At 36.5% G+C, this 24897-nt stretch carries 29 protein-coding genes; 5 read left to right on the forward strand and 24 right to left on the reverse strand.

Translation table 11 applies throughout. The features are described 5' to 3' along the window. Positions 1 to 28: 28 nt before the first annotated feature. On the reverse strand, positions 29 to 514 hold the full coding sequence (locus GSH73_RS12585) for a GNAT family N-acetyltransferase (RefSeq protein ID WP_014757623.1): 486 nt from the start codon (positions 512 to 514) through the stop codon (positions 29 to 31). Positions 515 to 638: 124 nt separating this feature from the next. On the opposite strand from GSH73_RS12585, the gene GSH73_RS12590 reads away from it, so the two are divergent. After that, positions 639 to 1049 carry a cell wall hydrolase gene (locus GSH73_RS12590; protein ID WP_014757622.1) on the forward strand — a complete coding sequence of 137 codons (411 nt, stop codon included), beginning with the start codon at positions 639 to 641 and terminating at the stop codon, positions 1047 to 1049. A gap of 26 nt (positions 1050 to 1075) precedes the next feature. Here GSH73_RS12590 and hypE read toward each other — a convergent pair whose 3' ends face one another. From hypE to GSH73_RS12660, 14 genes are all read right to left on the reverse strand, one after another. Continuing rightward, positions 1076 to 2065, reverse strand: a complete 990-nt coding sequence (gene hypE, locus GSH73_RS12595) for a hydrogenase expression/formation protein HypE (RefSeq protein ID WP_014757621.1) — start codon at positions 2063 to 2065, stop codon at positions 1076 to 1078. Between the two features lie 18 nt (positions 2066 to 2083). Beyond that, on the reverse strand, positions 2084 to 3136 hold the full coding sequence (hypD, locus tag GSH73_RS12600; RefSeq protein WP_014757620.1) for a hydrogenase formation protein HypD: 1053 nt from the start codon (positions 3134 to 3136) through the stop codon (positions 2084 to 2086). Between the two features lie 18 nt (positions 3137 to 3154). Next, complete coding sequence (locus GSH73_RS12605; protein WP_014757619.1) at positions 3155 to 3394, reverse strand: HypC/HybG/HupF family hydrogenase formation chaperone; 240 nt, start codon at positions 3392 to 3394, stop codon at positions 3155 to 3157. Between the two features lie 2 nt (positions 3395 to 3396). Then, positions 3397 to 5643 (reverse strand): carbamoyltransferase HypF, encoded by a 2247-nt coding sequence (gene hypF, locus GSH73_RS12610; RefSeq protein WP_014757618.1) that lies wholly within the window; start codon positions 5641 to 5643, stop codon positions 3397 to 3399. Then, entirely contained in the window at positions 5601 to 6254 is a 654-nt protein-coding gene (gene hypB / locus GSH73_RS12615) for a hydrogenase nickel incorporation protein HypB (RefSeq protein WP_014757617.1), read from the reverse strand. The genes hypF and hypB overlap by 43 nt, the downstream gene beginning before the upstream one ends. A gap of 14 nt (positions 6255 to 6268) precedes the next feature. Beyond that, complete coding sequence (gene hypA / locus GSH73_RS12620) at positions 6269 to 6610, reverse strand: hydrogenase maturation nickel metallochaperone HypA (RefSeq protein ID WP_014757616.1); 342 nt, start codon at positions 6608 to 6610, stop codon at positions 6269 to 6271. After that, on the reverse strand, positions 6611 to 6967 hold the full coding sequence (locus tag GSH73_RS12625) for a 4Fe-4S binding protein (protein WP_014757615.1): 357 nt from the start codon (positions 6965 to 6967) through the stop codon (positions 6611 to 6613). It abuts the gene before it with no gap. Between the two features lie 26 nt (positions 6968 to 6993). Further along, positions 6994 to 8076, reverse strand: a complete 1083-nt coding sequence (locus GSH73_RS12630; protein WP_014757614.1) for a hydrogenase large subunit — start codon at positions 8074 to 8076, stop codon at positions 6994 to 6996. Beyond that, positions 8069 to 8446, reverse strand: coding sequence for an NADH-quinone oxidoreductase subunit C (locus GSH73_RS12635; protein ID WP_014757613.1), 378 nt, complete (start codon positions 8444 to 8446; stop codon positions 8069 to 8071). The genes GSH73_RS12630 and GSH73_RS12635 overlap by 8 nt, the downstream gene beginning before the upstream one ends. 10 nt (positions 8447 to 8456) lie before the next feature. Next, entirely contained in the window at positions 8457 to 8930 is a 474-nt protein-coding gene (locus GSH73_RS12640; RefSeq protein ID WP_014757612.1) for an NADH-quinone oxidoreductase subunit B family protein, read from the reverse strand. A 7-nt stretch (positions 8931 to 8937) separates the two neighbouring features. Further along, positions 8938 to 9801 carry a respiratory chain complex I subunit 1 family protein gene (locus GSH73_RS12645; protein WP_014757611.1) on the reverse strand — a complete coding sequence of 288 codons (864 nt, stop codon included), beginning with the start codon at positions 9799 to 9801 and terminating at the stop codon, positions 8938 to 8940. Continuing rightward, a complete protein-coding gene (locus GSH73_RS12650) occupies positions 9798 to 11681 on the reverse strand; it encodes an NADH-quinone oxidoreductase subunit 5 family protein (protein ID WP_014757610.1) in 1884 nt (627 codons plus the stop codon). Before GSH73_RS12650 ends, GSH73_RS12645 begins: the two co-directional genes overlap by 4 nt. Positions 11682 to 11883: 202 nt before the next feature. Beyond that, positions 11884 to 13368 carry an AAA family ATPase gene (locus GSH73_RS12655; protein ID WP_014757608.1) on the reverse strand — a complete coding sequence of 495 codons (1485 nt, stop codon included), beginning with the start codon at positions 13366 to 13368 and terminating at the stop codon, positions 11884 to 11886. After that, positions 13361 to 13885 carry a hypothetical protein gene (locus tag GSH73_RS12660; RefSeq protein WP_014757607.1) on the reverse strand — a complete coding sequence of 175 codons (525 nt, stop codon included), beginning with the start codon at positions 13883 to 13885 and terminating at the stop codon, positions 13361 to 13363. The genes GSH73_RS12655 and GSH73_RS12660 overlap by 8 nt, the downstream gene beginning before the upstream one ends. Before the next feature lie 184 nt (positions 13886 to 14069). On the opposite strand from GSH73_RS12660, the gene GSH73_RS12665 reads away from it, so the two are divergent. Then, positions 14070 to 14432 (forward strand): NifB/NifX family molybdenum-iron cluster-binding protein, encoded by a 363-nt coding sequence (locus tag GSH73_RS12665; protein ID WP_014757606.1) that lies wholly within the window; start codon positions 14070 to 14072, stop codon positions 14430 to 14432. Positions 14433 to 14485: 53 nt separating this feature from the next. Here the strand turns inward: GSH73_RS12665 and GSH73_RS12670 are convergent, their stop codons facing one another. Continuing rightward, positions 14486 to 15541 (reverse strand): Mrp/NBP35 family ATP-binding protein, encoded by a 1056-nt coding sequence (locus GSH73_RS12670; RefSeq protein ID WP_014757605.1) that lies wholly within the window; start codon positions 15539 to 15541, stop codon positions 14486 to 14488. Positions 15542 to 15771: 230 nt separating this feature from the next. On the opposite strand from GSH73_RS12670, the gene GSH73_RS12675 reads away from it, so the two are divergent. Next, positions 15772 to 16008, forward strand: coding sequence for an HPr family phosphocarrier protein (locus GSH73_RS12675; protein ID WP_014757604.1), 237 nt, complete (start codon positions 15772 to 15774; stop codon positions 16006 to 16008). Between the two features lie 40 nt (positions 16009 to 16048). On the opposite strand, the gene GSH73_RS12680 is transcribed toward GSH73_RS12675, so the two are convergent. The 8 genes from GSH73_RS12680 to GSH73_RS12715 form a co-directional block, all read right to left on the reverse strand. Then, on the reverse strand, positions 16049 to 17161 hold the full coding sequence (locus GSH73_RS12680; RefSeq protein ID WP_014757603.1) for a hypothetical protein: 1113 nt from the start codon (positions 17159 to 17161) through the stop codon (positions 16049 to 16051). Between the two features lie 64 nt (positions 17162 to 17225). Further along, positions 17226 to 18044 carry a 16S rRNA (adenine(1518)-N(6)/adenine(1519)-N(6))-dimethyltransferase RsmA gene (gene rsmA, locus GSH73_RS12685; protein ID WP_014757602.1) on the reverse strand — a complete coding sequence of 273 codons (819 nt, stop codon included), beginning with the start codon at positions 18042 to 18044 and terminating at the stop codon, positions 17226 to 17228. A 48-nt stretch (positions 18045 to 18092) separates the two neighbouring features. Beyond that, positions 18093 to 19100: a resuscitation-promoting factor gene (locus GSH73_RS12690; protein ID WP_014757601.1), complete on the reverse strand. Its 1008-nt coding sequence runs from the start codon at positions 19098 to 19100 to the stop codon at positions 18093 to 18095. A 179-nt stretch (positions 19101 to 19279) separates the two neighbouring features. Continuing rightward, positions 19280 to 19561 (reverse strand): hypothetical protein, encoded by a 282-nt coding sequence (locus GSH73_RS12695; protein ID WP_014757600.1) that lies wholly within the window; start codon positions 19559 to 19561, stop codon positions 19280 to 19282. Positions 19562 to 19628: 67 nt separating this feature from the next. Continuing rightward, on the reverse strand, positions 19629 to 20402 hold the full coding sequence (locus GSH73_RS12700) for a TatD family hydrolase (protein ID WP_014757599.1): 774 nt from the start codon (positions 20400 to 20402) through the stop codon (positions 19629 to 19631). A gap of 131 nt (positions 20403 to 20533) precedes the next feature. Continuing rightward, positions 20534 to 21787 carry an MFS transporter gene (locus GSH73_RS12705; RefSeq protein WP_038069617.1) on the reverse strand — a complete coding sequence of 418 codons (1254 nt, stop codon included), beginning with the start codon at positions 21785 to 21787 and terminating at the stop codon, positions 20534 to 20536. A 209-nt stretch (positions 21788 to 21996) separates the two neighbouring features. Next, the gene (locus tag GSH73_RS12710; protein ID WP_084214963.1) at positions 21997 to 22626 is read right to left on the reverse strand and encodes a transposase; all 630 of its coding nucleotides are present in this window, start codon (positions 22624 to 22626) and stop codon (positions 21997 to 21999) included. 17 nt (positions 22627 to 22643) lie between these two features. Next, on the reverse strand, positions 22644 to 23141 hold the full coding sequence (locus tag GSH73_RS12715) for a transposase (RefSeq protein ID WP_014757596.1): 498 nt from the start codon (positions 23139 to 23141) through the stop codon (positions 22644 to 22646). Positions 23142 to 23760: 619 nt separating this feature from the next. On the opposite strand from GSH73_RS12715, the gene GSH73_RS12720 reads away from it, so the two are divergent. Both GSH73_RS12720 and GSH73_RS12725 read left to right on the forward strand, forming a co-directional pair. After that, positions 23761 to 23997, forward strand: a complete 237-nt coding sequence (locus GSH73_RS12720; RefSeq protein ID WP_014757595.1) for a hypothetical protein — start codon at positions 23761 to 23763, stop codon at positions 23995 to 23997. A gap of 53 nt (positions 23998 to 24050) precedes the next feature. Continuing rightward, entirely contained in the window at positions 24051 to 24230 is a 180-nt protein-coding gene (locus GSH73_RS12725) for a hypothetical protein (RefSeq protein WP_014757594.1), read from the forward strand. Positions 24231 to 24897: the final 667 nt, after the last annotated feature.

A 24897-nucleotide genomic window follows, 5' to 3' on the forward strand; every position in this document is an offset into this window, starting at 1 on the left:
ATATTTTTTATTCACTTGGTATTATTTTTTACAAAATCAACTGCAATATGTGAATATCCAAGTATCTATTAAACTTATAACCTAATTCCTTTAATGTGCCAACAATTTTGAAGCCGTACTTTTCGTGCAAGTGAATGCTTACATCATTGCCTTCAGATATTCTGGCTACTATAGTGTGAAATTCATTTTCCTTTGCATGATCTATAATCTTTTTGATTAATCTATCCCCAATGCCGCGCCCCTTGTACGCCTCATCAACGTAAATCGAGTCTTCCGCCACAGCTCTATAGCCGCATTTGTCAGACCAAAGGGATAAAGACGCCCAACCTACAACAATGTCATCTTCTATTGCCACAAAAACAGCATATCTGTCATTGTGCATCTCAAACCATTTTTTATGATACTCTAATGGCCTTGGCTCAGTATCAATTGTTGCTGTCGTATTTAACACAGCCTGATTGTATATATAATTTATCCTTTCAATATCATCTATATTAGCTTTTCGAATGATCATAAAGACCGTTCCTTTCATAAAATTGGCTTTAAAAGAATTCGATATAAATACTTTAACATATAATATTGAAATTGCATATATATAATCAAAATAATTTTTAAAAATTCTTATGGAGATGTATTATATGAATAAAAAATTGATTGATATAAAGAAACACTCATTTATAGTAAATGCTGATTACAATGACGTCTTGCTTTTAGCAAAATTAATTCAGGCAGAAGGTGAAAGCGAACCAATGATTGGAAAAGTCGCTATAGGAGCCGTTGTCGTAAACAGAGTACAAAATCCAAATTTCCCTAATACCATATCTGAAGTCATATTTGAGCCTGGACAATTTGAAAGCGTAACAAATAACCGCATATTCAATGTAGAAAACATAGACGAGGAATGTATTATTTCAGCTTTAAAAGCATTGGAAGGAGAAGACCCGACAGACGGTTCTCTGTACTTTTACAATATGTATACAGCGACAAACGATTGGATTAAATCAAAAAAAGTAAGCGTTACCATAGGAAAGCATAATTTTATAGCATAAGAAAGCAGGGCAATGCCTTGCTTTCTTCAGCATATTCTGGGGAGAAGCTCACCAATTGGCCTATCCACGATTCTATTTGTGCCATAGATTGTTTCTATCGTCACAAGACCAGAATCATCGATTTCGCCGATAATGGCGGCATCTTTGCCGTATTTATCATCTTTCATTATTTCCAATGCCTTATAAGCATAATCTTTATCAACTACACATACGAGTTTCCCTTCATTGGCAAGATGCAGATAATCGATGCCTAACATACTGCAAGCAGATTTTACACTTTCTTTCACAGGCAGTTTATCTTCATATATTTTGATTCCCACATTGCTCATGCTGGCGATCTCATACAGCACTTCTGCGACACCGCCTCTTGTAGGATCTCTCAAGATTTTCACAGCATCTTTAAGAGTCATAAGCTTCTCTACCATTTTATTTAGAGGCGACACATCAGAGAGGAGAGGTGGTTCAAAATCAAGCCCTTCTCTATCTCCCATCACTGCCATGCCATGATCGCCTATAGTACCTGAAATTATCACTGCATCTCCAGGCTTTCCATTTTTAATAGATACGGAAGCTTCATCATGCAAAATGCCTATCCCTGCAGTGTTTATAAAAATGCCATCTGCGCTGTGTTTCTCTACAACCTTTGTATCACCCGTCACAATTTGTACCCCTGCCTCATTAGCAGCATCCACCATTGAGTCGACTATCCTTTTAATGTCGTCAATCGGGAATCCTTCTTCAATTATAAATGATGCACTTAAAAAAAGAGGCTTTGCACCACGCATGGAAATGTCATTTACAGTGCCGCATATTGCTAGTCTACCGATGTCACCGCCTGAGAAAAAGATAGGTTTCACTACAAAACTGTCTGTTGTAAAAACAGTTTTACCCGGCAGCAATGCAGCATCTTCCATCTGACTTAAATATTCATTATTGAACTTTTCTATGAATATTTCACTTATGAAACTTTGCATCATTGAGCCACCGCCGCCATGTGACATAAGTACCTTGTCCATATAACATTCCTCCTCTGTTTACTCACCATACTTATAATACGCTGCACAAGATCCTTCCGATGAAACCATGCATGGTCCCACAGGATTCAAAGGTGTACAAGCTTTGCCAAATAGCGGACACTGCTTTGGCGTTATTAGTCCCTTAAGCACATCACCACAGCGACAGCCTTTTATCTCTGTTCTGCTATTAGGCTTTTTAATGTTAAATTTCTTTTCCGCATCGTATTCGCTGTACTTTTCACGTATCTTAAGCCCTGATCCTTCTATCATGCCAAGGCCTCTCCATTCAGCATCGCTTTCTTCAAAGATTTCATCCATCAATCTCTGCGCTTCAGTATTTCCTCCCTCTTTTACGACCCTTTTATACTGGATTTCTATTTTGGGATCTTTTAAGTTTTTTAAAATCATTACGACGCTCATCAATATATCTGTAGCTTCAAATCCAGATACGACACCGCCAATCTTGTATTTGTCAACCAAAAAACCATATATGCTGCTTCCCGTTATGGCACTTACATGGCCAGGAAGCAAAAAGCCCTGAATATCTGAACCATTTACAACAAGTGCCTCCAAAGCCTTTGGCATTGTCTTATGAAGGCAATACACACTGTAATTTTTGATTTTTCTTGTGTATGCTTCTTTTATAGTCATGGCGACAGACGGAATTGTCGTCTCAAAACCTATTCCAATAAAAACTACCTCTTTACTTGGATTTGCCATAGCATAATCCAGTGCATCAAGTGGTGAATAAAACACTCTTACATCCTTGCCTTTCGCTCTTTCCTCTTGCAGCGAAGAATCATTTCCAGGAACTCTTACCAAATCTCCGAATGTGGCAATAGTCACTCCTTGACTTGCCAAAGATATTGATGCATCGATTTCATTTTGTGCTGTCACACAGACGGGACATCCCGGCCCCGAAATGAGCTTTATATTTGGCGGCAATATCTGCCTTAAACCGTACTTAGATATAGCCATAGTATGAGAACCACAGACTTCCATTATCTTGATAAATTCTCCAGTATTGTACCTATCTATAAGCTCTTTGGCTCTATTTATGATGCCTTGCATAGAAATACCTTTCCTTTCTTAATTTTGTTTGAAGCTTTCTCTTAAAGCTTCTTCCATTTCCTCCCAAAGCTTTAGATCTTCTTCAGCCGTTTCTTTGTCTACAATGCTTATGGCCACACCTGCATGAACCATGACATAATCTCCAATCTTGACATCAGGTACCATTGATATGGATACCCTTCTTTTTAGACCGTTTAATTCAGTCTCTGCCACATCTCCGTCGATTTTTAACACCTTTTGTGCTACAGCAATACACATAATCACACCTCCATCCTATAGTTTGCTATGACTGCTTGGCCTAAGGAAATGCCGCCGTCATTGCAAGGTATCTTGCTATTTGAATAAACAGAAAATCCTTCTTTTGATAATCTATCAATGATATTTTCCAATAAATATTTGTTCTGAAAACTTCCACCGCTTAATACTACTTTATCTATATTGTACTTTTCGCCAAGTTTCAATGCTACATAAGCAGTAAACTCTACGATGGTATTGTGAAATCTGGCGGATATTATCCCTTTATTTACCCCTTTTTTATAGTCAGAATAAACTTGCCTTAAAATATCCGATGTATCCACCACATACTGGTCATCACTTGATACTGTGAAGTCATAATACGATTGATCCTTTTCTATGATGCTTTCAAGCTCCATAGCCGCTTGTCCTTCATATATAACAGTGTCTTTAACGCCGATCAGTGATGCAACTGCATCAAACAATCTGCCCATGCTGGACACCAATGGTGCGTTTATTTTTTTGTCTATCTGCGCTTTTATGATCTCCAATTCCTTTGCATCAAACCTTTTAAGATAGTCTTTATAAAAAATCATATCTTCATTTATAAAACCTATTGCAGTTCTGTATATCCTTTTTATGGCAAGCTCCCCGCCTGGAAGCGGATTGTATTTTATATGGCCAGCCCTTACGAAGTCTTTCAAATCAGCTATCAAAAATTCAGCGCCCCAAACATTTCCATCTAATCCGTATCCTGTACCGTCATATGAAAAACCTATGACTTTGTCTTCTATGCCATACTCCGCCATACAGCTTACTATGTGGGCATGATGATGCTGCGTGTATATTACAGGCAAACCCAGTGTTTTTGCAAACTGCGTCGACAAGTAGCCTTGATGCATGTCACAAGCCACAAATTGCGGCTGGACTTTAAAAAGTCTCATGTACTTCTTTATTTCTTCTACATAGTACATGTACGTCTTGCTGTTATCCAGATCTCCTATGTGATGGCTTAGAAATACGTAATTGCCTTTAGTCAAGCAAAACGTGTTTTTGTAATACCCTCCAACAGCAAGTATCGGTTTAAAGTCCATTTTAAACACCATAGGCTCTGGTGCATATCCTCTTGATCGCCTTATGACTCTTTCACTTTTACCTTTCCAAGATGTAACCGTATCGTCAATCCTATTTACAATGTCTCTATCATTTAAAAGGAAACTGTCTGCTATGCCTTTAAGCCTCTTTAATGCTTCGTCGTTGTCTTTACACAAAGGTTCTTCACTGATATTGCCGCTGGTCATGACAACCGGGAAATCTATATATTTAAACAAAAGATAATGTATAGGTGCATAAGGTAGCATCACACCCACACTGTCAAGACCATCACTTACACCTTCAAACTCGTACTTCTTTTTAAGAAGAACTATAGGTCTTCTTTGACTATTTAATAGCTCTATTTCTTCAGGGCTTACATGACAATACCTTTTTACATCTTCTACGTCTTTCATCATAAGCGCCAGTGGCTTTCCATATCTGTTTTTCCTTTCTCTAAGCCTTAATACAGCATCTTTGGATAATGCATTTACGGCCAGATGAAACCCACCTATTCCCTTTATGGCCACGATTTTCCCATTTCGTAAATCTTCAGCAATCGCCATAATAGGATCAAAATTCGTGCTTTCGCCAACATATTTAAGGGATGGTCCACAATCGTAACATGCTACAGGCTGTGCATGAAACCTCCTATCTAACGGATTTTCATACTCGTCTTTGCACAATTTGCACATGGGAAATTTTTTCATAGACGTCTTTGGCCTGTCGTATGGTATATCCTCTATGATAGAAAATCTTGGGCCACAGTTTGTACAATTTATGAACGGGTAGTTATACCTTCTGTTTTTTTCGTCCATCATCTCACTTACGCATTCGTCGCATACACCCATGTCAGGAGAAATCGGCACAAATCCCTCATCTGCTTTGCTTGACTTTATGCTAAAACCTTTATATCCTACAACATCGCAATCTTCTACGAATACTTCATCGATCTTTGAAAGCTTCGGAGGATTTTCTTTTAATTCCGATAAAAACGCATCTATGTCATCCTCATAACCCTCCACGTTAATATAAAGACCAGATGATGTGTTATAAACGATGCCTGACAAGCTGTGTTTTAATGCCAAATTGTACACAAACGGCCTAAATCCCACACCTTGGACAATCCCTTTAATGTTTATTTGCCTTGCACGTATTCGCTGTATTTCTTTTTCAGCCATTTTGCCAGCACCTCAAAGCCTTCTCCAGTCCTTGCCGATACTTCAAAAATCTCAGCTTCATCATTAAGCGTCTTCACACCGTCGTAAAAATACTGCTTATTGAAGTCAAAATACGGCAGTAAATCTATCTTGTTTATGACAACTGCTTTCGCCTTTGAGAACAAGAGAGGATATTTGTATGGCTTATCATCGCCTTCAGCCACATTTGCCATAGCCAATTTGAAATCTTCACCAAGTTCAAAATCTGAAGGGCATATTAGATTTCCTATATTCTCTATGAACAATATGCCACCCTCAAAATCAAGCGTAGACAACGCTTTGTTTATTGAATTGGCATTCAGATGACAAGCGCCACCTGTATTTATCTGCACTACCGGTATATTTCTTTCAGCCATCTTGCGGGCATCTATATCTGACGCTACATCGCCTTCTATCACACCACAAGGGATATCCATGTTTTCTATAAGCTTCAATATGAAACTTGTCTTTCCTGTGCCAGGCGAACCGATTATGTTTACCATCATGATTTTTCTTTCATCTTTTATGTTTTTGTTTTCTTCCGCAATGTTGTTATTAGCTTCAAGCACATCTTTAATAATCTTGATTTCCATTTATAATACACTCCTTATTCAACATCGATACTATCTATATAAAGTTCTTTGCCTTTTTCAATCAAAACACCGCTGCTGCCGCAATATGGACACTTAAACGTGAAATTCCCCCTATTATAAATCATGCCGCAACTGCGGCATTTAAACTCTGCTTTTACTTTTTTAAAATCAAGCTTAGCACCGTATAATGGCGTTCCTTCGCTTAAAACCTCAAAATAAAACCTTATGCTTTCTTCTTCAAACCCGGTTAATTCGCCAAGCACGATGTTTATTTTGGTGACCTTATTGACATTTCTTTTCTTAGCTTCATCAGAAACCATGTTTACGATGCTTTCAGTTATAGACAATTCATGCATTTAAGCACCGGCTTTCTCAGAATCATCGTGTTTTTCCAAGTGAATGTTGTACTTCTTGTCTGTGCAACTTCTGTAATGTACATCAAGCTTTAAACATTTCTTAGGACACTTTTCTACGCATACGCCACACAAGACACATTCAAACGGATTGTACTCCCAAACGCCGGTCTTTCTATCCACCTTTATGCAGTTTGAGGGACACACTCTCTGGCACATGCCGCAAAAAATGCACTCATCAATGTTGTTTTCCAAATGGCCTCTGTTTATATCAAATGGCTTTCTCTCCTCAAACGGATACATTCGAGTCACTGGCTTCTTTGACAGATTAGAAAACACGCTTTTTAGCATATCCAACATCTCAATAACACCTCTTCCCTGACAGATTATCTTTCCGTACAACTGATGCAAGGATCGATCGTCAGTATTAGTACAGGGACATCTTGCAGATGAGATCCAGGCAGTATTTTCAAAAGAGCCGGTATATTGGCAAAGGTAGGTGTTCTTATGCGAAGCCTATCTAAAAATTTCGTGCCATTTGATTTAATGTAATACACCACTTCTCCTCTTGACTGCTCAAGCCTTGATATGACTTCACCGGCAGGCGGATTGCCTTTTACAGGAACACTTATTTCTCCTTCAGGCATCTTTCCTAATGCCTGTCTTATAAGGTCAATTGACTGGAATATCTCCCTCATCCTAACCAAATTCCTGGCATAACTGTCACCAGCCTTTTCCACGATCGGCTCAAAGTCAAGGTACTTATAAGCAGCATAGCCAGTAGTCCTAAGGTCCAAATCCACGCCGCTTCCCTTAGCCATAGGTCCAGTTGCGCCAAGCTCATACGCTTCTTCTTTCGTCAAGACTCCTATGCCAACCGTTCTCTGCTTTACAGTATAGTTATTCATGACGACATCGTTGATATCTTTAAGCTGCCTTTCAACATCGTCTAATTCTTTTAAGATCCACTTAGCTTGTTCGCTATTTATGTCTTTTCTGACTCCGCCTACTATATTAACTGAAATTATGACTCTGTTGCCTGATGTAGCTTCCAGTATGTCCATTATCTTCTCGCGAATCTTCCACGTCTGCATAAAGAGGTTTTCGAAGCCAAATGCATCAGCAAAGAGTCCAAGCCATAAAAGATGGCTGTGGATCCTGTGAAGTTCTGCCCAAATAGTCCTTAAATATTCAGCTCTTACAGGAACCTGAACCCCCATCAATTCCTCTATTGCTTCACAATAATCCTGCCCATGCATACAACTGCATATACCGCAAACCCTCTCTACGACGTAAACCATCTGGTTAAAGTCCTTTTTCTGCGCTAAAGTTTCCAAACCTCTATGGACAAAACCGAAAGCAGGATATGCCTCTACTACCTTTTCATCCTCTACAACAAGTTTTAAGTGAATAGGCTCAGGCAAAACAGGGTGCTGCGGTCCAAACGGAATCGTACTTTTATCACTCATTCTTACCACCCTTTTCTCTTCTTATAATCTCTATGTCTGCTTGTGGACTTATTGGAGAGCTTTCACCCAACATAAAGTTTCCTCCAAAGTCAACTGCAAGGCCATCAAACTCAACTCCAAAAAGCTCTTTTATCTCATTTTCTACTGCCAGCGCACATGAATAAATATCTGAAACGCTGGGAACATTTTTCCCGTCGGTTATGATGTGGATGTTTTCTAAATCATAACCGATGGCAAATGTGTATATGATTTTAAATTTATCTTCTAAATTAAGGCACGTTTCTGTGACAAATCTATATCCACCATCGTGGTATTTTTTTACTTCGTTTTTTAAGTTGCCAATCTCAACTTCTCTGCTATTGACGATCATAAAATCACTCCTAACCTAAGCTTTTGGCTGAAACTATTACTTCCCTGCGAGAGTACTTGTCCTTTAATATCTGGGCTGCCTTGTAAAGGCCGTCTATCATGGCCTCAGGCTTAGCTGGACATCCAGGAACATATACATCAACAGGAATCACTTTGTCTATGCCGCCTAACACGTTATAGCAGTCCCTAAATATGCCTCCGCTGCATGCACAAATTCCGGCTGCCACAACTACTTTTGGATCTGGCATCATGTCATAGACATTTTTCAGTACATCTTTATTTTTTTCATTTACAGTGCCTGTTACTATTAGGATATCAGCATGTTTTGGATTCCCCACATTTACCATTCCAAATCTTTCCATGTCGTATATAGGCGTCATACATGCCAAAACCTCTATATCACATCCATTGCAACTTCCACAATCGTAATGGACTACCCATGGTGATTTTGAAAAGGACTTTTTTACAAATTCTTTTAAACCCATAAATTTATCACCTCGATACATTGCTAAAGTACAGGTAAGCAATATTTAAGACTGTAAAACTTATACCCACAATCCAGCTAAAACTAAGCATCCACTTAAGCGTCATCCTTGCAGATATATTATCTACAATTATATCTAAAAAGAATACAAAAAGCGATATCAAAGCACCAATCACAAGATTTTGCGACCAGAAAATTGCCAGCATTGCCAAAAGCAGCACTAACTCGTACCAATCAGCTATTTCAATTAAAGCCAGATACGGCCCTGCATAATCTGTAAGAATCCCTCTTACAAGCTCTTGATGAGCATGTTCGGATGTAGAAAAATCGAAAGGAGATTTCTTTATTTTTATGTCCAATACAAGGCTTAAAACCACAAAAATAAGCGGCAAATCCAGAAGAAGCCTTCCATGTGACATTATATCGTGCAAATTGAAGCTTCCAGCTACATAGTACATGCCAATAAGCACAAATATAAGGAGAGGTTCATAAGCAAGCATCTGCATAAGTTCCCTCTGAGCTCCTACTTGGCTGTACGGTGACCTTGTAGCCAATGCCCCTATTACATAGAAAACAAGCCCTATTGACATTATAAAAATTATCATAAGAAGGTCAGCTTTTATTGCAAAGAAGCCAACACTTAGTATAGCTGATAACAAATATATATAAGCTGCGAATATCTGAAAGTCGTTTACTATCATCTTCTCTTTAGAAAGCAATTTTACAACGTCGTAAAAAGGTTGCAATACAGGTGGACCATACCTGCCTTGAATAAGAGCTGTTACTTTTCTGTCTAATCCGGTTATGAGACCACCTATAAGCGGGGTCAAAATGACCGCCGCCAAAAAAATCAAATAATCTGTCCACGTCATAGCAATATCCCTCCGAAAACCGCCAGTATCAAAATAAACGAGATGTAGTTCATGTACTTCGTCATCTTCTCTTCATTTATTATACCTGGAAGATAATAATTTTTTACATCATAGCCGTTGTTTGAGTCATCGTAATTGAGTCCAGCCTCATACGGTTTTGTCTCTACTATGTCGCGTGAATTCCTTATTGTCAAAAATGCCAAGATGACAGCTAAACCTATGGCGAAAAACACTGGATATATGGAAAATCCACCAAGATTGCTTTCAAGGTATCCTGCTGCAGCTTTTATCGAAATAGACATCTTAAGCATGTTTATTTCAGGCTTTACAATAGCATTAAAAAGCTGCGTCACAGCCAAACTCAGCACAATCGCTATCGTAACTAAGCTGTACAAGGCAAACTTTACTGTCGTCGGTTGCTTTTCTACGAAAAATTTGCTGTTATGTCCTTCTGACAATATATTGCCTATCCACCTGGTGTAGTACATGACCGTTATAGCGCTGCCTAATATCAAAAGCAGTGCCACAAGCAGATTTCTCGATGCCGCTTCTATTGCCATCCACTTGCTTAAAAGCATACCAAATGGTGCAATCATCAACGACAAAATGCCTATAAAAGTTATGATGGTCGTAACAGGCATTTTTGTAATGAGCCCTTTCATGTCCTCGATGTCGCGGCTACCGATATTTTGTTCAATTGTGCCGACGCACAGGAACAAGAGAGCCTTTGACACTGCGTGGAATATTAAAAGCAAAATTGCCGCTGTTATAGCGCTGGAAGTATTGATTCCTATGCTGGATATCATCAATCCTAAGTTGGCAATCGTGGAATACGCCAATATCTTCTTGCCATTGCTTTGACTTAAAGCCAATATGGATGTAGCGATAAATGTGAAAGCACCATACAGTGCTATAAACCCGCTTAATGTCGTACCTCTAAATGTAGGAGCTAATCTTAAGATAAGGTATATAGCAGCTTTCACCATCGTGCTTGAGTGCAAAAGTGCTGACACCGGTGTCGGTGCCACCATAGCACCTAAAAGCCAACTTTGGAATGGCATCTGAGCAGACTTTGTAAATGCACCTAATACCATAAAAGCCACAGGTATCAACAAAATATACGATGTATCAGACTTCAAAACAGCATCTAATGTTATCATGCCAGTATATTTGTATAGGATTATGATTCCAACCAACAATGAAAATCCGCCAAACATATTAATCCACAAGGCTCTTGATGCATTTTTGATTGCCACTTCTGTCTTATCGTGAGAAATAAGCAGGAAAGATGACAGAGAAGTTATCTCCCAGAAGAAATACAGCCACATCAGATTATTGGAGAATATTATGCCATTCATTGCTCCAAAGAACAAGAGTATGACTGCAAAAAATCTTGATTGCCTTGATTTAACCAATTTTTCTTCTTTTTCATGATGATCCATGTAACCAAAAGCGTACAAAGCTATTATAGGCCCTACTATCGAAACCACCAAATTCATTATGATTGAAAGATTGTCGATGTAAAATGCGCTTACTTCTTGTTCTTTCAGTACAAATAATTCAAAGTATGCAAGAGGCAGTATCTGCAATATTGAAAAAATCGCTATCTTAGGCTCTTTAACCTTAAATGACACATAAAGAGTATAAAGTAAAAGTACATAATCACCAACTTTTATCAATTTATCGATGATTCCATAATACGATGTTCCAATCACCGCCGGTAAATTGGCAGTTTTAAAAATTGCCAATGAACTTAAAAATACGATAAGCAGTGTAGCCGAAACAAATACCTTTCTCGCTGAAGCCTTACCAATTGTAATTGTTATCAAGCTCATTACAATTGGAACAACAATGCTTATTAAAACCAGATCACTTGCCATTTTTTCACTCCTTCTTTATTTCATTTAATGAATATTATATATTGTATACATTTTTAAATACCCATTTTGATTATAAATCTAATTAAATGATAAGTCAATTGTATTTAATATTAATTAATTTTGTTTATTATTTAACAATATTTCAATGAATTTTGCAGTTTTTCCCACAAAAATAGCAGAGGAATAATCTCCTCTGCTGCCGTCAACAAGCTTTTTGTGCAGTTTCTCCATTCAGTATCCTTCTTAAATATTCACCAGATATCGTTTCTTCTTTAACTAATATGCTGGATATCTCGTTTAACACATCTATTTTGTCCTTTAAAAGTTCTTTGACCTTTTCTTCCTGTTCTTTTATTATCCTGTTTACTTCCTCGTTTACCTTATCCCCTGATATATCGTCTTTGCTGATGATGCCAAGGCTTGAAAGCCCTGTATAGACTATTTTCTTTGCAATATCCACCGCTTGCTCAAAGTCATTGGCAGAGCCAGTGCTTCTGCTGTTTAATACGAGAAGCTCCGCAGCCGTTCCACCAAGGGCCACCATTATTTCATGCTCCAACTGTTCTTTCGTGTATATAAACGTATCATCCTTCTCAGTCTGCCTCACAAAGCCTAAAGCCTTGCCCCTTGGCACTATCGTTACAGTAGCCACAGAATTGGGATTGACTATTTCTCCAACTATAGCATGTCCTGCTTCATGTATCGATACCCTTAGTATCTCATCTTCTGTAGGCTTTTTGTCTGTCTTTTCACCAAGTATGACTTTATCAACTGCTTCCTGCAAATGCTTTTGCATTATCTTAGGTGAACCATCCCTCATAGCCAATATGGCTGCCTCGTTGCACAAGCTTTCCAAATGAGCTCCTGAAAAGCCAAAAGTGTCTTCTGCGATCGCTTCTAAATTTACATTTTCATCTAAAGGCTTATTTCTCGTATGAATTTTCAGTATCTGCAGTCTACCACTTTTGTCAGGAAGGTCTACCGTCACCTGTCTGTCAAACCTTCCCGGTCTTAATAGGGCAGGATCCAGCATGTCAGGCCTATTTGTAGCCGCCACTACAAGAATATTTATATCATTATCGCTTTTTATGCCATCCATCTCAACAAGAAGCTGGTTTAGTGTCTGATCGTATTCATGATGACTTTCGTTTGTGCCTCTTTTTGCCCCAAGTATATCTATTTCGTCTATAAATATTATCGCACTGTTTTTTTGTTCTTTTTTAGCCAATGCTTTTGCTGATTCAAACAGTTTCCTGACCCTCTGTGCACCGACACCTGCGTACATCTCTATAAACTCACTGCCAGATGTAGCTACATAGCTAGAGTCAGTGTACTTAGCAGCAGCCTTAGCAAGGAGAGTTTTACCTGTACCTGGAGGTCCGCTTAAAAGTATCCCTTTAAGAGGCCTTATGCCCATTTTCCTGATTTTATCCCTGTTTATCACAAAATCCAGTGCTTCCTTTAACTCAGATATAGCTGTATTCTGTCCACCTATGTCATCAAAAGACACGCTTGTGTCAGGATTCACTACTTTTCCTGACGAGCTAATAAGTCCCCTGCTTTCCAGCAAGAAGCTTAAAGCGAAAATCATCATTCCTACTATCACAATAGGAGTTATATCTATGCCCAAAATAGCGGCAAAAATCACTAAAGCAATTGAAATACCGATGAGTATTTCTTTAACCATCCGTTACATCCCCCTTTGTATTGCGCGGTATAATCTTGTACAGGTAATTTTGACCATCATATATGCTTAAATATATATTGTTCTCATCAATATATAAATTCGTCTTGGCGCCTTTTTCAATGCTATTTTTATCGATAATATTGCTCATCTCTATATAATCGCCATTTTGGATAGCCTGATATATTGCAAACTGATCCTCATAAAACAGATTGTCTAATTTCTCGTTAGGATTGTCAACTATCTTTATATCAATTTTAGCCGGATATTTCTCAACTATCTTCTCAATGTCTTTGTACGCTGACATAAGGTTGTCCACCTTTTTAAGCTTGACATTTGCCGTATAACCGCTATTTCCAATGGTCACATCTGCAGATTGAACGCCATTGAACGATTTTATGTCAGTGGCTATCTTCTGCGGCAATATGCGATTCTGATATAAATTAAATCCTCCTAAAAGCACACCCAGCACCAACGTCACCGTTACTATGACTACCTGCCATTTCAATTTCGAAAACATAATATACCCCCTCTCCGGCGACATGATATATCATATTATATCACAAAATATATACTCAGACAACACCATCTCGATTGACTTCAGCAATTCATAAAACTATAATTAGCTTAATAATATATAATTATATTACAACTTCTACTCAAAACTTAATGTTTAAAATTTACAAATACAGAGGTGAATGATCATGAGGATAGCAGCTACGGTAACAACTGACGGATTAATTTCTAAATTGCCAGACGGTCCTTATATAGTTATCTATGATAGCGGGAAAAAAGACGCAGAAAAATACGAAAATCCAGGTTTTACTCTAAAAGACGGTAGGCGAATCGCTACAGTTAATTTTCTAATAGACAAAAAAGTCGATCATGTAATCACAATACCCGAATCATTCTGCGATATATCGTATGGCAAGGCTAAAAACAGCGGCATCAAATTCATAAGGCTTAACGAAAGCTTGCCATTTGAAGAAGTCATCGAAAACCTTGAAACATACTTAAATAGCGCAGCGTATGATATACCAGAGCAAGAATTATTTAAGAAAAAATAAAAAAATTATAGGAGGCATTGATAATTTCGATGCCTCCTTTTTTAATTAACTTATCAGCGGATGGGCTTTACTTTTTCCGACACTTTTTTAGCCAGTTCTAAGTAGTATTTTGCTTGTGGCCCGTTTATAAAAGATATAGGTAAGCCAATATCGCTTTTTTCCCGTATCTTTATGTCAATAGGAATCTTCACAAGAACTTCTGTATTAAGCTCTTTTGCAAGTCTGTCTGTTTCACCTTCTCCAAATATATTGTACTTTTTGTGGCAATCAGGGCACTCGAAGTACGACATGTTTTCCGCTATTCCTATAAGGTCTATATTTACCTTCTGAGCCATATAGGCAATTCTTCCCGCCACATGTGAAGCAGATGCTTGCGGAGTTGTGACAAGTAAAAATTTCTGCTCAGGCACTTTCTGCATTATTGTAAGAGGTATGTCCCCAGTGCCTGGTGGTAAGTCAATTATCATGTAGTCAAGTTCTCCCCAGTAAACATCATTCATAAACTGCTCAAGGACACCTCCTAAAAGCGGCCCTCTCCATATAAGCGGCGTATCTTCATCAGCAAAATTGCCCATTGAAATGACCTTAATGCCGTACTTCTCTATCGGCAGTATCGTATTTTCATCTAATGCATAGGGTCTCTCGCCAACTATGCCTAATAAGCGAGGTATGCTGAAACCTAAAACATCAGCATCAATTAAGCCAACTTTGTAGCCTAACTTTCCGAGTGCAACGGCAAGATTTGCAGAAACCGTAGACTTGCCAACGCCGCCTTTGCCGCTTCCCACTGCGATAACACGGGTCTTTTCGAATACAGGCACTTTTCCTTGATTCATGCTATTTGCAAGCTTTTGCCTTTCTTCTTCTGTCATGGCACCCATGTTGACCACCACATCATCAACACCATCTAAGTTTTTAAGCTTATTTATGACATCTTCCCTTATAGTGTTTTGAAGTGGACAGCCTTTAATTGTCAATTTTATGTCAACCGTGACTGTACTGCCGTCTATATTGATATTATCAACCATATTAAGGTCGACGATGCTTCTCCCTATCTCAGGATCAAAAACATCTCTTAGTGCATTTAAAATTTGTTCTTTTGTAACCAAGTATATACCCCCTAACGGTATTTTATCTTTTAACACTTATATTATAATATACAATTACTCTAAATAGAATACCTATAAGGCAATATTTTTATCATATGTCACTTTGAAATTTATTTTTATGGTGAAAACAATTACCAAATTAACAATGAAATTTTTGTTAAATCGGTTAATTGAATAAAGTTAGTTCTTAATATATGATTAAAATAAATACATATAAGGGGGATAAATGTATGAAAGAATTTCAGGTTTCTTTAAATTCAATCGACAAAGTCAAAACTTTTGTAGAGAAGATGTCAAAATACCCTTTTGATATTGACATCGTATCAGGTCGTTATGTCATAGACGCAAAGTCCATAATGGGGATTTTCAGCTTAAACCTCGAAAATCTGCTTACGGTCATACCGCATACAGACGATGAAGAAACATTAGCGAAGTTTTCCGATGACATAAAAGAATACATGAAGTAAAAAGCAAATTTAAAAGCGTAGACTATCTACGCTTTCATTTTTATATTATTGGTGGCGGTGTAGAGCCTTTTGGTATTGCTATTTGCCCTGTTAATGCGTCAATATGCATCAACCAATATCCCATATCACCAGCATTTCTCATGTTTTCTTTCAGTGGGCACCAGTACACAAATCCTGTCATGCCTCCAAAAGGTTGATCTGTAAGTGTAAACAGCCCTGGCATTCCATAGACGATGTATTTAAGCTTTCCATTTTCGTCATTTACAAAGCCCACCAGATAATGATCGTAGAAGCCATTTCTATATCCTGTGTTTATCCTCCACCATCTGTAACCTTCCATATTGTTTTCAAACGGATGAACTTCATCAAGGTAATTCACAATATTATTTACATATTCTTTTAAATACTTTACATAGCCGCTATTTTCCTGCTCGTAAACATCACTTTTGCTTATACTATCATCGCTTTGGTGTTCCATTTGAACGCTTGTATGCTCTTCATCATTTGCATCAACATCATCAGCAACGGTTTTCTCTATATTATCAATTTGTCCATTTCCCACATCTTCTTCAGGCTCAACCTGAATTTCGACTTCTTCTTCGTGATATTCCTCATCATTGTACTGTGGCAATACTATACCATCATCTGCGTTTTCTTTCTGATTTTCAACTAAATCATCAATAAACTGAATCTCGCTTTTATCTTTCTCAATATTTTCTATACTTTTCATAAGTTTCTTGTAAGTAGCTTTCCAGTTAAATCTGGACTTGTCTATGACGCCTGACAAAGGAATCAACCTTTGTTGTCCATTATCCGCTTCTACTAATGCCACAGCAAGATCCTCGAATTTCACTCCTCTACCAAGAACGTCATCTGTATTAAAAGACCATTCCGCGCCACCTCTGCCTTTGTCATCCACTCTTATTGCTCCAAACTCAACCAATTTAGGGCTTTCTCCGATTTTTAAAAATTTTACCGTGTACGAATAATTGGGATCGAGATTTTGAAGCGACGCTGTAATTCTCCCTCTTCCGTTTATAGTCTCTATTTTAAGGTACCCTGATATTTCCTTGTCCTTTAAAAGCGCCGCACCCCTCTCGTCAGGTTCCAGCATTATATACATGCGCTTATAAATGTCCTTCCTTAAAGGCATTTTATATCCCCCTTATTTCAAATATATTTTAGCAATATATATTATGAAACAGGAGGATTTAATATTACATCTTCATATCATAAATGGTATTTGTAAGCTCTGCAAACTTTTCTATTGAAAGAGTCTCTCCTCTTTGCTTTAAATCTATGCCACATTTTGTCAAAGCATCTGCAATTATCGATTGATCTATGTTTAGGGATTTTAATGAATTTGTTATGACTTTTCTCCTCTGTCCAAAAGAGGATTTTACAATTCTGAAAAAAAGTCTTTCGTCTTTTACAAATACAGATGGCTTATCTAAAACATGTAATTTTATAAGCGATGAGCTTACCTTTGGCTTAGGTGAAAATACTTCCGGAGGAAGATTTAACAATATCTCTGGATTAGAGTAATAGTTTACTGCCACCGTCAATACACCATAATCTTTGCCTCCTGGCTTTGCACATATCCTTTCCGCCACCTCTTTCTGCACCATTATAGTTATGTCTTTCATCAGGTGAGATTCTAAAAGTTTCATTATTATAGGCGATGTTATGTAGTAAGGCAAATTTGCAACGACTTTGCACTTTTCCCCTCCAAAATACGCATCTACAGTCTCTTTTAAGTCAACTTTCATTATATCGTCATTTAATACGATTAGATTATCATGTCCTTTAAAATCTGCCTTCAGTATGTCATAAGCTTCTTTGTCTATCTCATAAGACACTACCATATTAGCCTTCTCTAATATCTTTCTGGTCAAGGTGCCTAATCCCGCACCTATCTCTATCACATTATCATCTTTTGTTATACCTGATAAATCAACTATCTTTGATAGTATGGCTTCATCAAAAATAAAATTTTGTCCAAGTCTTTTCTTCGCGTTGAATCCTTTTACTTTCATCCTCATCTAACCTCGCTTTTTTCAAAAAACAAGACAGGTTAAACCTGTCTACTTAAGTATATAAACTCTAACAGTTCGTCTTCCCCAATTACATGCTTCTTTATATGATGTAAAAAACAAATCGATGATATTGCCTTTTATCGCTTCCCCAATATCTGCTGCAACCCCAGGACCATACCCCTCAACATAAAGTCTTGTACCTAAAGGTATTACTCTCGGGTCAACTGCAATGATACCACGCCCGACTGTAGCACCAGAATACGTAAGGGATCCAGGCGGTGCATCATACCCTGTTGCATCCATTATCTTCATCTCTCTATATCTGTAGGTTTCTCCTCTTGATGTAGTCAAAAGCCCTAATGTGCCTACCTGTACTATCTTTGTTATGGGATTTTGTACTACAACGTCTTTTATAACTTGCCTTGATACTTCTTTCCCATCTTCATATGTAATTTTTATCGTCTTTTCTCGCTTTCCGTTTTGACCTTCTTGCACAACTAAAGTCTGACCTCTTATCATATTGTCATTTTGGATTGTTTGAACGTTGAAAGCTATATCTTCATCTTGAGTTATTACTTTTTCATTTACTCTGGTAATTGTGACATTCATTCCGCTATATGTTTTGCTATCTAAAGGAGTGCTAATTTTATCGATGGGACTTACTGTGATTTTTCCTTGAGCTAATACATCTTTTAATGTTGGTTTTACTGTGTATATTGTAATATCCTTTCCATCAACGTGAATTACCACGGGGTATGCTCTTTTAATGCTGACTCTCATTCCATTTTTCAACTTCGAATCTATCGATGGTGTAACTTCGTCTTCTTTTCTAAGCTTTATATTTTTCTCTGCCAATAAGTCTTTTACACTGCTTTTAAATGTGGTCACAGCAACTGTTTTCCCGTTATCTGTGATTGTAACCTGTTTTTTCAAGTTAACGTATACAGTTATACCTACTAACAAAATGACCAAGGCAGCCACTATCAGAATTCCAGCCGGTTTCTTGATAAACTCAGTAAATGCATCCGGCCAAATTCTTCGGTTGCTTGCATCCATTACATAACCTCCTCATTTTTATTGGGAAGACTTTTTTTAATTTTAATACACCATGTTATTTTTGTCAAATTGATTTCATAATTTTTATCTCCATTTCCATTATAAGCTATCATTTATATTATCTACTATATTATTATATTATATACATAAAAATATTATGCTTCTAAAAAAACACGCCCTCACGGGCGCATCATCTGCATCATTTGTGTCATTATCATGTATGCCATCGAAACATGGTTATAAGCATCCATAAACATTCTCATGTGCTCAGGAGGGCACTGCATTGGTGGCATCATACCCGGCATTCCTGGCATAGGATAAGGCATAGGTCCCATTGGTGGCTCGGAAGGGCACGGCATCGTAGGCATACCTCCCATAGGCGGCTGCATTGGGCCTAAATACGGTTCTGGATTTACAGGTGGAACATTCATAGGATTTTCATTTACATTTTCTCTATCCATCTTTCACTTTTCCTCCTTTTTTTGAAATATCCATTTCAATACAGTATATGTTCCACCTTTTAAATTGCTATAAATTGCTTTGACTTATTTTAAATAGCTTTAATGCATTAGATGCCGTTATATCGCAAACTTCATCAAATGCCATATTTTTTATCTCTGCAATCTTTTGTGCTACGTATCTCACATTAATAGGTTCATTCCTCTTGCCTCTATGGGGCACAGGCGTCAAATAAGGGCTATCCGTCTCAATAAGCAGCTTTTCTATCGGTACTTTCATAGCTACATCGACGGCTTTTTTTGCATTTTTAAATGTCACTGGTCCTCCTAATGAAATGTAAAAGTTCATCTCAATCAACTGGAATGCCATCTCACTGCTGCCGGAATAGCTGTGAAAAACCCCTCTCAAACTGCTTGTCCACTCACTTTTCACAATGTCAAACACATCGCCGTGTGCATCCCTGTCGTGGATTATTATTGGCAAATCATACTTTTTGGCAAGCCTTATCTGTTCTATGAAACACTGCTTCTGATATTCCACCGGTGGATCGCCGTAATAATAGTCAAGTCCTATCTCTCCTATCGCAACGACTTTTTCTCGAGATAACAATTTCTCAATAACCCTAATGTCGTTTATCTCCTTTTGCGAATGCTCAGGATGAATGCCGACAGCAGCATATATAAAACCATTATTTTCAGCAAGCTCAATCGATTTTTTTGACGTCTCAATGCTGGATCCTACATTTATCAACAATGTAAGTTCATCTCTGCACCTTTTTATAACATCATCCCTATCTTCGTCATACTTTTCATCTTCCAAGTGGGCATGTGAATCTATAAGCATAAAATCATCTCCTAAATGCTTTTATAGTCTTTTTTATTTTAACATATTTTATTAATTCGAAGTATAAAGTGAAAAATCATACTATGCTAAAAAAGCAAGTTCAGATGATCGTCTACAATTTTTACACAGGTTCAATTAATTGATTTAACCTTATTACATACTTTATATATCAGTGATACAGTAATTTCCGAGATTCCACATAGAATAAAAATCGCCTTTGCAGTAAATACATTTGTTAAAGCACCGCCGATGCCTAATGATATTATCGATAAAGGATCGACTAATGAACCTAAAAATCCATAAACCTTGCCTCTGTTATCGTCATTAGTATTTTCTTGTATTATCGTATCTGTAAGTGTTTCAAATACTACAAATATTACACCTAAGAAGGTAAAAAGTATTGATGATAATAAAAATATTTTGCTGTTTGAAAATGTAATAAGAGTAATTCCATCAAAAAGCAGTACAGTCGTCATAATTGAAATATTATTAAATTTCTTCCCTATTGAATTTATCAATATACCTCCAATAAGCCCTCCAACACCTGCCAGCGAAAAAAGCATACCACTTCTTGCTGCAAGCAATTTCTCCCCACCTAAATAGTTCTTAACAAAAATATACACAAGTGGCGTTTGCATACTTATTATAAGCGTACTCAATAGATTAAGATTTATCACCTGTCTTATTACCATGCTGCCCTTGATAAATCCTATTCCTTGCTTTATTTCACTTACTATATTGCTGATTGTTTTTGAAACATCATCAAATATATTCTCACTTTTATCTTCTTGAGCCTTTTCATCTATTCTAATAAAGGCAATCAAAATCGCAATTATGATAAATGTAAGACTATCTATTAAAAAAGATATATCATTCCCAAATATCGAAACAATTATACCACCTACAGAATACCCCACTATCATATTTATACTTGATAAACTGCTTCTTATGCTATTTGCCTCTAAAAGATGGTCTTTATCAACCAAAAGCGGAACAATCGAACTTCTGGCGGGATATTCAAACGATGTGAGAATACCGTTTATAAAACTAATTATGTATATTAGGCTCATGTCATTTGCAAATATCAATCCAAAAGACGTAAAAGCAAATAATATATATAAAATCATCAATATGTTCATGTTCTTTTTTCTCACCTTATCGACTACATTCCCAGCAAACAAATCTAGCAAAAAACTCGGTATCCCTTCAAGCATTAGTGTTGCACTTAAAGACAGTCCACTATTTGTAAGATACAATATTTTGCTTGAGATAGCTATCGTCGTAAGTCTTGTACCAATGCCTGATATTACATAGCCAATAATATAAAGCATAAAATTACTATTTGATAGAAATATTTTATTTCTTTTTGCAAAATCATTTATCATGTCATCACTTCTTTCTACAATCTTTAATTTGTTTATGTGAGAAAATTGCACAATTAAGCTTTAATTTTTTGAAGCTAAAAAAGGCAATAGCAAAGCTAAGCATAGCAATGCCTGTGGATAACTTATGAACTTTGAAAATTTAATACAAAAATAGTTTATAAAATAATTTTTGTCTGTTTCTATATGCTTGTTTAAGCATAAGCAGTTTATTAAGCTACTTTTGACAATGATTTATTAACATTAACAGCAATAGTACCTGCAACAAGTGTAATACAGTTTAATAAGGCAAAGATTTTAGCTTTCTTAATACCTGCTGAGCGTATATTGTCAGTATTTAAATATTCTTTCAACCTGCTGTTACATCTCTCAATAGAAGTTCTAAGGTTATATATTTCCTGCCACTCATCAGAACTTCTTATTGGAAAGCTAAAATACCTGTTGTTTTTCTTGTAATTGATTTTAAGGCAATACCCATAGTTTGAACTGCTACACCAAGAAGAACCATGAGGACAATCTACTTTTCCTAATACATGTGGGCATCTGAATTTTAGATAATCACCGTCTTTGCCCCAATACACAAGTTCATATCCCATAGAACAAATTGGATGAAGTCTTTCATTTAGTCCTTCTGGTGGAGCGAAACTTCCTCTTTTATTGTAGGCTATGATTGGTTGTGCATGAAACTCATTCATAATATAATCGTAATTCTCTTTTATATCATAGCCCGAATCCATAATACAGTGTTTTACATTAAAAGTATTGCCATAGAAATCTTTTAGCTTCTTTAATAAAGGTATTGCTAAAATACTATCATTTACACTCGCAGGAGTAATTTCTATGGCGAGTGGAAGCTCACTTAAGAGTCAGCTAATATATGTAGCTTCCATCCAAACCATTTTATATCATTGCCATCAGTATCTTTTTTCTTTCCCCAGTTAGGAGATTTACCATCATCTTTTAGCTTAGATTTAGGTTTTGGCTTTTCAAAAGAGTTCAATTTAGTTGAATCAATAGCTATATTAGTACCATCAATTATGTTGAGGTTTTTAGCCTTAAGTATTAATTGCTTAAAGTCTTCCTCCAGTGCCTCTGATTTTGATATTAGGTTTAAAAATCTGCTAAAGGTTGATGTAGATGGTACGGGACCCAATACATTTAAACCACAGTTATATCTAAATACAGGATCTGATTTTAGTCTATCTACAAACTTTGCTATAGTGGGAATTTTCTCAAGTTGCATAGCTACTAAGGCATAAAGCAAAGACAATGGGTCATATCCTTTAGGGCCTCTTTTATATTCGGACCTTAATAGTGAAAGCACGACATTTGAGAAATCAAGCTGCGACAAAACCATTTCAAGTTTTGTCTCTATAGGAATATCAAGCTATTTGAAATATGAAATTTACTCATTATAAGTTTATTATGGTAGTTTATGTTAGTGAATTTTCTCATCTATAGTATAGTTATTAGTATGCGAAAGTATACTTTTTGCAGAAAAATTTATTAAAAAAATCAAAAAGAGTATACTTTCGGACATTGAAAAAATGAACAGTTTTGTGCTATTATAAAGAAAATGAAAAACATGGAAAGAACAGTATATGGAATATATAGGCAGTATGTAATTGTATGATTTTTAAAACTTAAAACAAGGAGAATTTGCACTTAAAACAAACAATAAAGATGATTAATATAAAGTTGAAATAAATTGAGAAAACATGAGTAGTAAAGTAGTAAATTTAAAAAAACAGATAAAAATGGAGGAAGAGAGTTTTTTAAAGGTTGAACATGTTTACCAATAGAGGTAAATTATTCTTATAGATGAAGAATTATCAGCTGAGTAAATTTTACATAAACATCTGGAATAGTCATAATTTTAGTTCCTATTTTGTGCTTTCTAAAAAGATTTACCATGGTATTTTAAAATTTAGATGAAAATCGCGCGGTTGTAGTCAAAAATTAAAGGAGGGAAAGAGATGGAAGCCGTAATGCCAATGAATGGATTTATGGAATTGACAGAAGATGATTTGCAAAATATAAATGCTGGTAGCGCATTAGAGGAGGTTCGTGGAACCGTAGAAAAATATGTTTTTTGGCTGACTGTAGCATATGAAGCTGGTAAAGGATTTATTGACGGATTTAACTCTGCTGCTAGCCATGACAATAATTCAGTTCCTCATAATTTATATTCGGGTTGGGCATATGTAGGGTAGCTTTCTAATAAATTAATATAGTTGATAAATTGGAAGGAGGAATGTGAGCAAATATGGATAAAATAAATATGAACACTTTAAAAGAAGAAGAATTACTATCTATAAATGGTGGCGATTTTAACCCTATGCGTGCTTTTTATTACGTTGGTTATGGGATAGGATATGTGGCTTACTTGTTATGTAAAGGTGCTTATTATACCGAACCTAATCCCTTTGACATAATTGGACGATGATTTCATATAATAATTAATGTTAATGGTAAAGGAATTTACTGTATAACTACTCACATTAGTTGACCACGTGTATAATGCAATGCTTGTGGCAATTAGCCATAGTCTGTCGAGGATGAAGCGAGACGTTGCCATCCTTGACAGACATTTTATAATCACCATTTTTAAGTTGCAACATCAATACCAACACTAATATAATTAGGCAAAAAATTCATTAAACAACAACTCCTTTAAATAAAAGTGAATAAAAGTATCCATTTTATCTAGTGAGTAAACAACCTAGCATGTGCCGCGGATATCCCGGGAAGCCAGTCCCAACCAATCAAAACATTAACCCTCACTAAATGGAATAATTAGCTTTTTCACAAGTATAGACCATAAGGATGATTTCCCAGGAGGACTTTTATCTATCCTCTATTCAGAGAAGATTGTACACAAAAGTTTAAGTCTATACCGGTTTAAAGGATATCCCGAATTATTTATTTAAAAGCAGCCTAAATGACTTTTTAGATGTGAAATATAAAGTCATTTATGATGAGATATGCATAATATGGGAGTTGAGTATTTAGAATAAATCCGAACATAGAAAGGCTATGTTAAATTATTATTTGCTGTATTGACTCTATACTTGATATAAATCGTGTATATTATACTAGAGGTGATATTATCT

It is taken from the genome of Thermoanaerobacterium aotearoense (assembly GCF_009905255.1).
Classification (GTDB): Bacteria; Bacillota; Thermoanaerobacteria; order Thermoanaerobacterales; family Thermoanaerobacteraceae; genus Thermoanaerobacterium; species Thermoanaerobacterium aotearoense.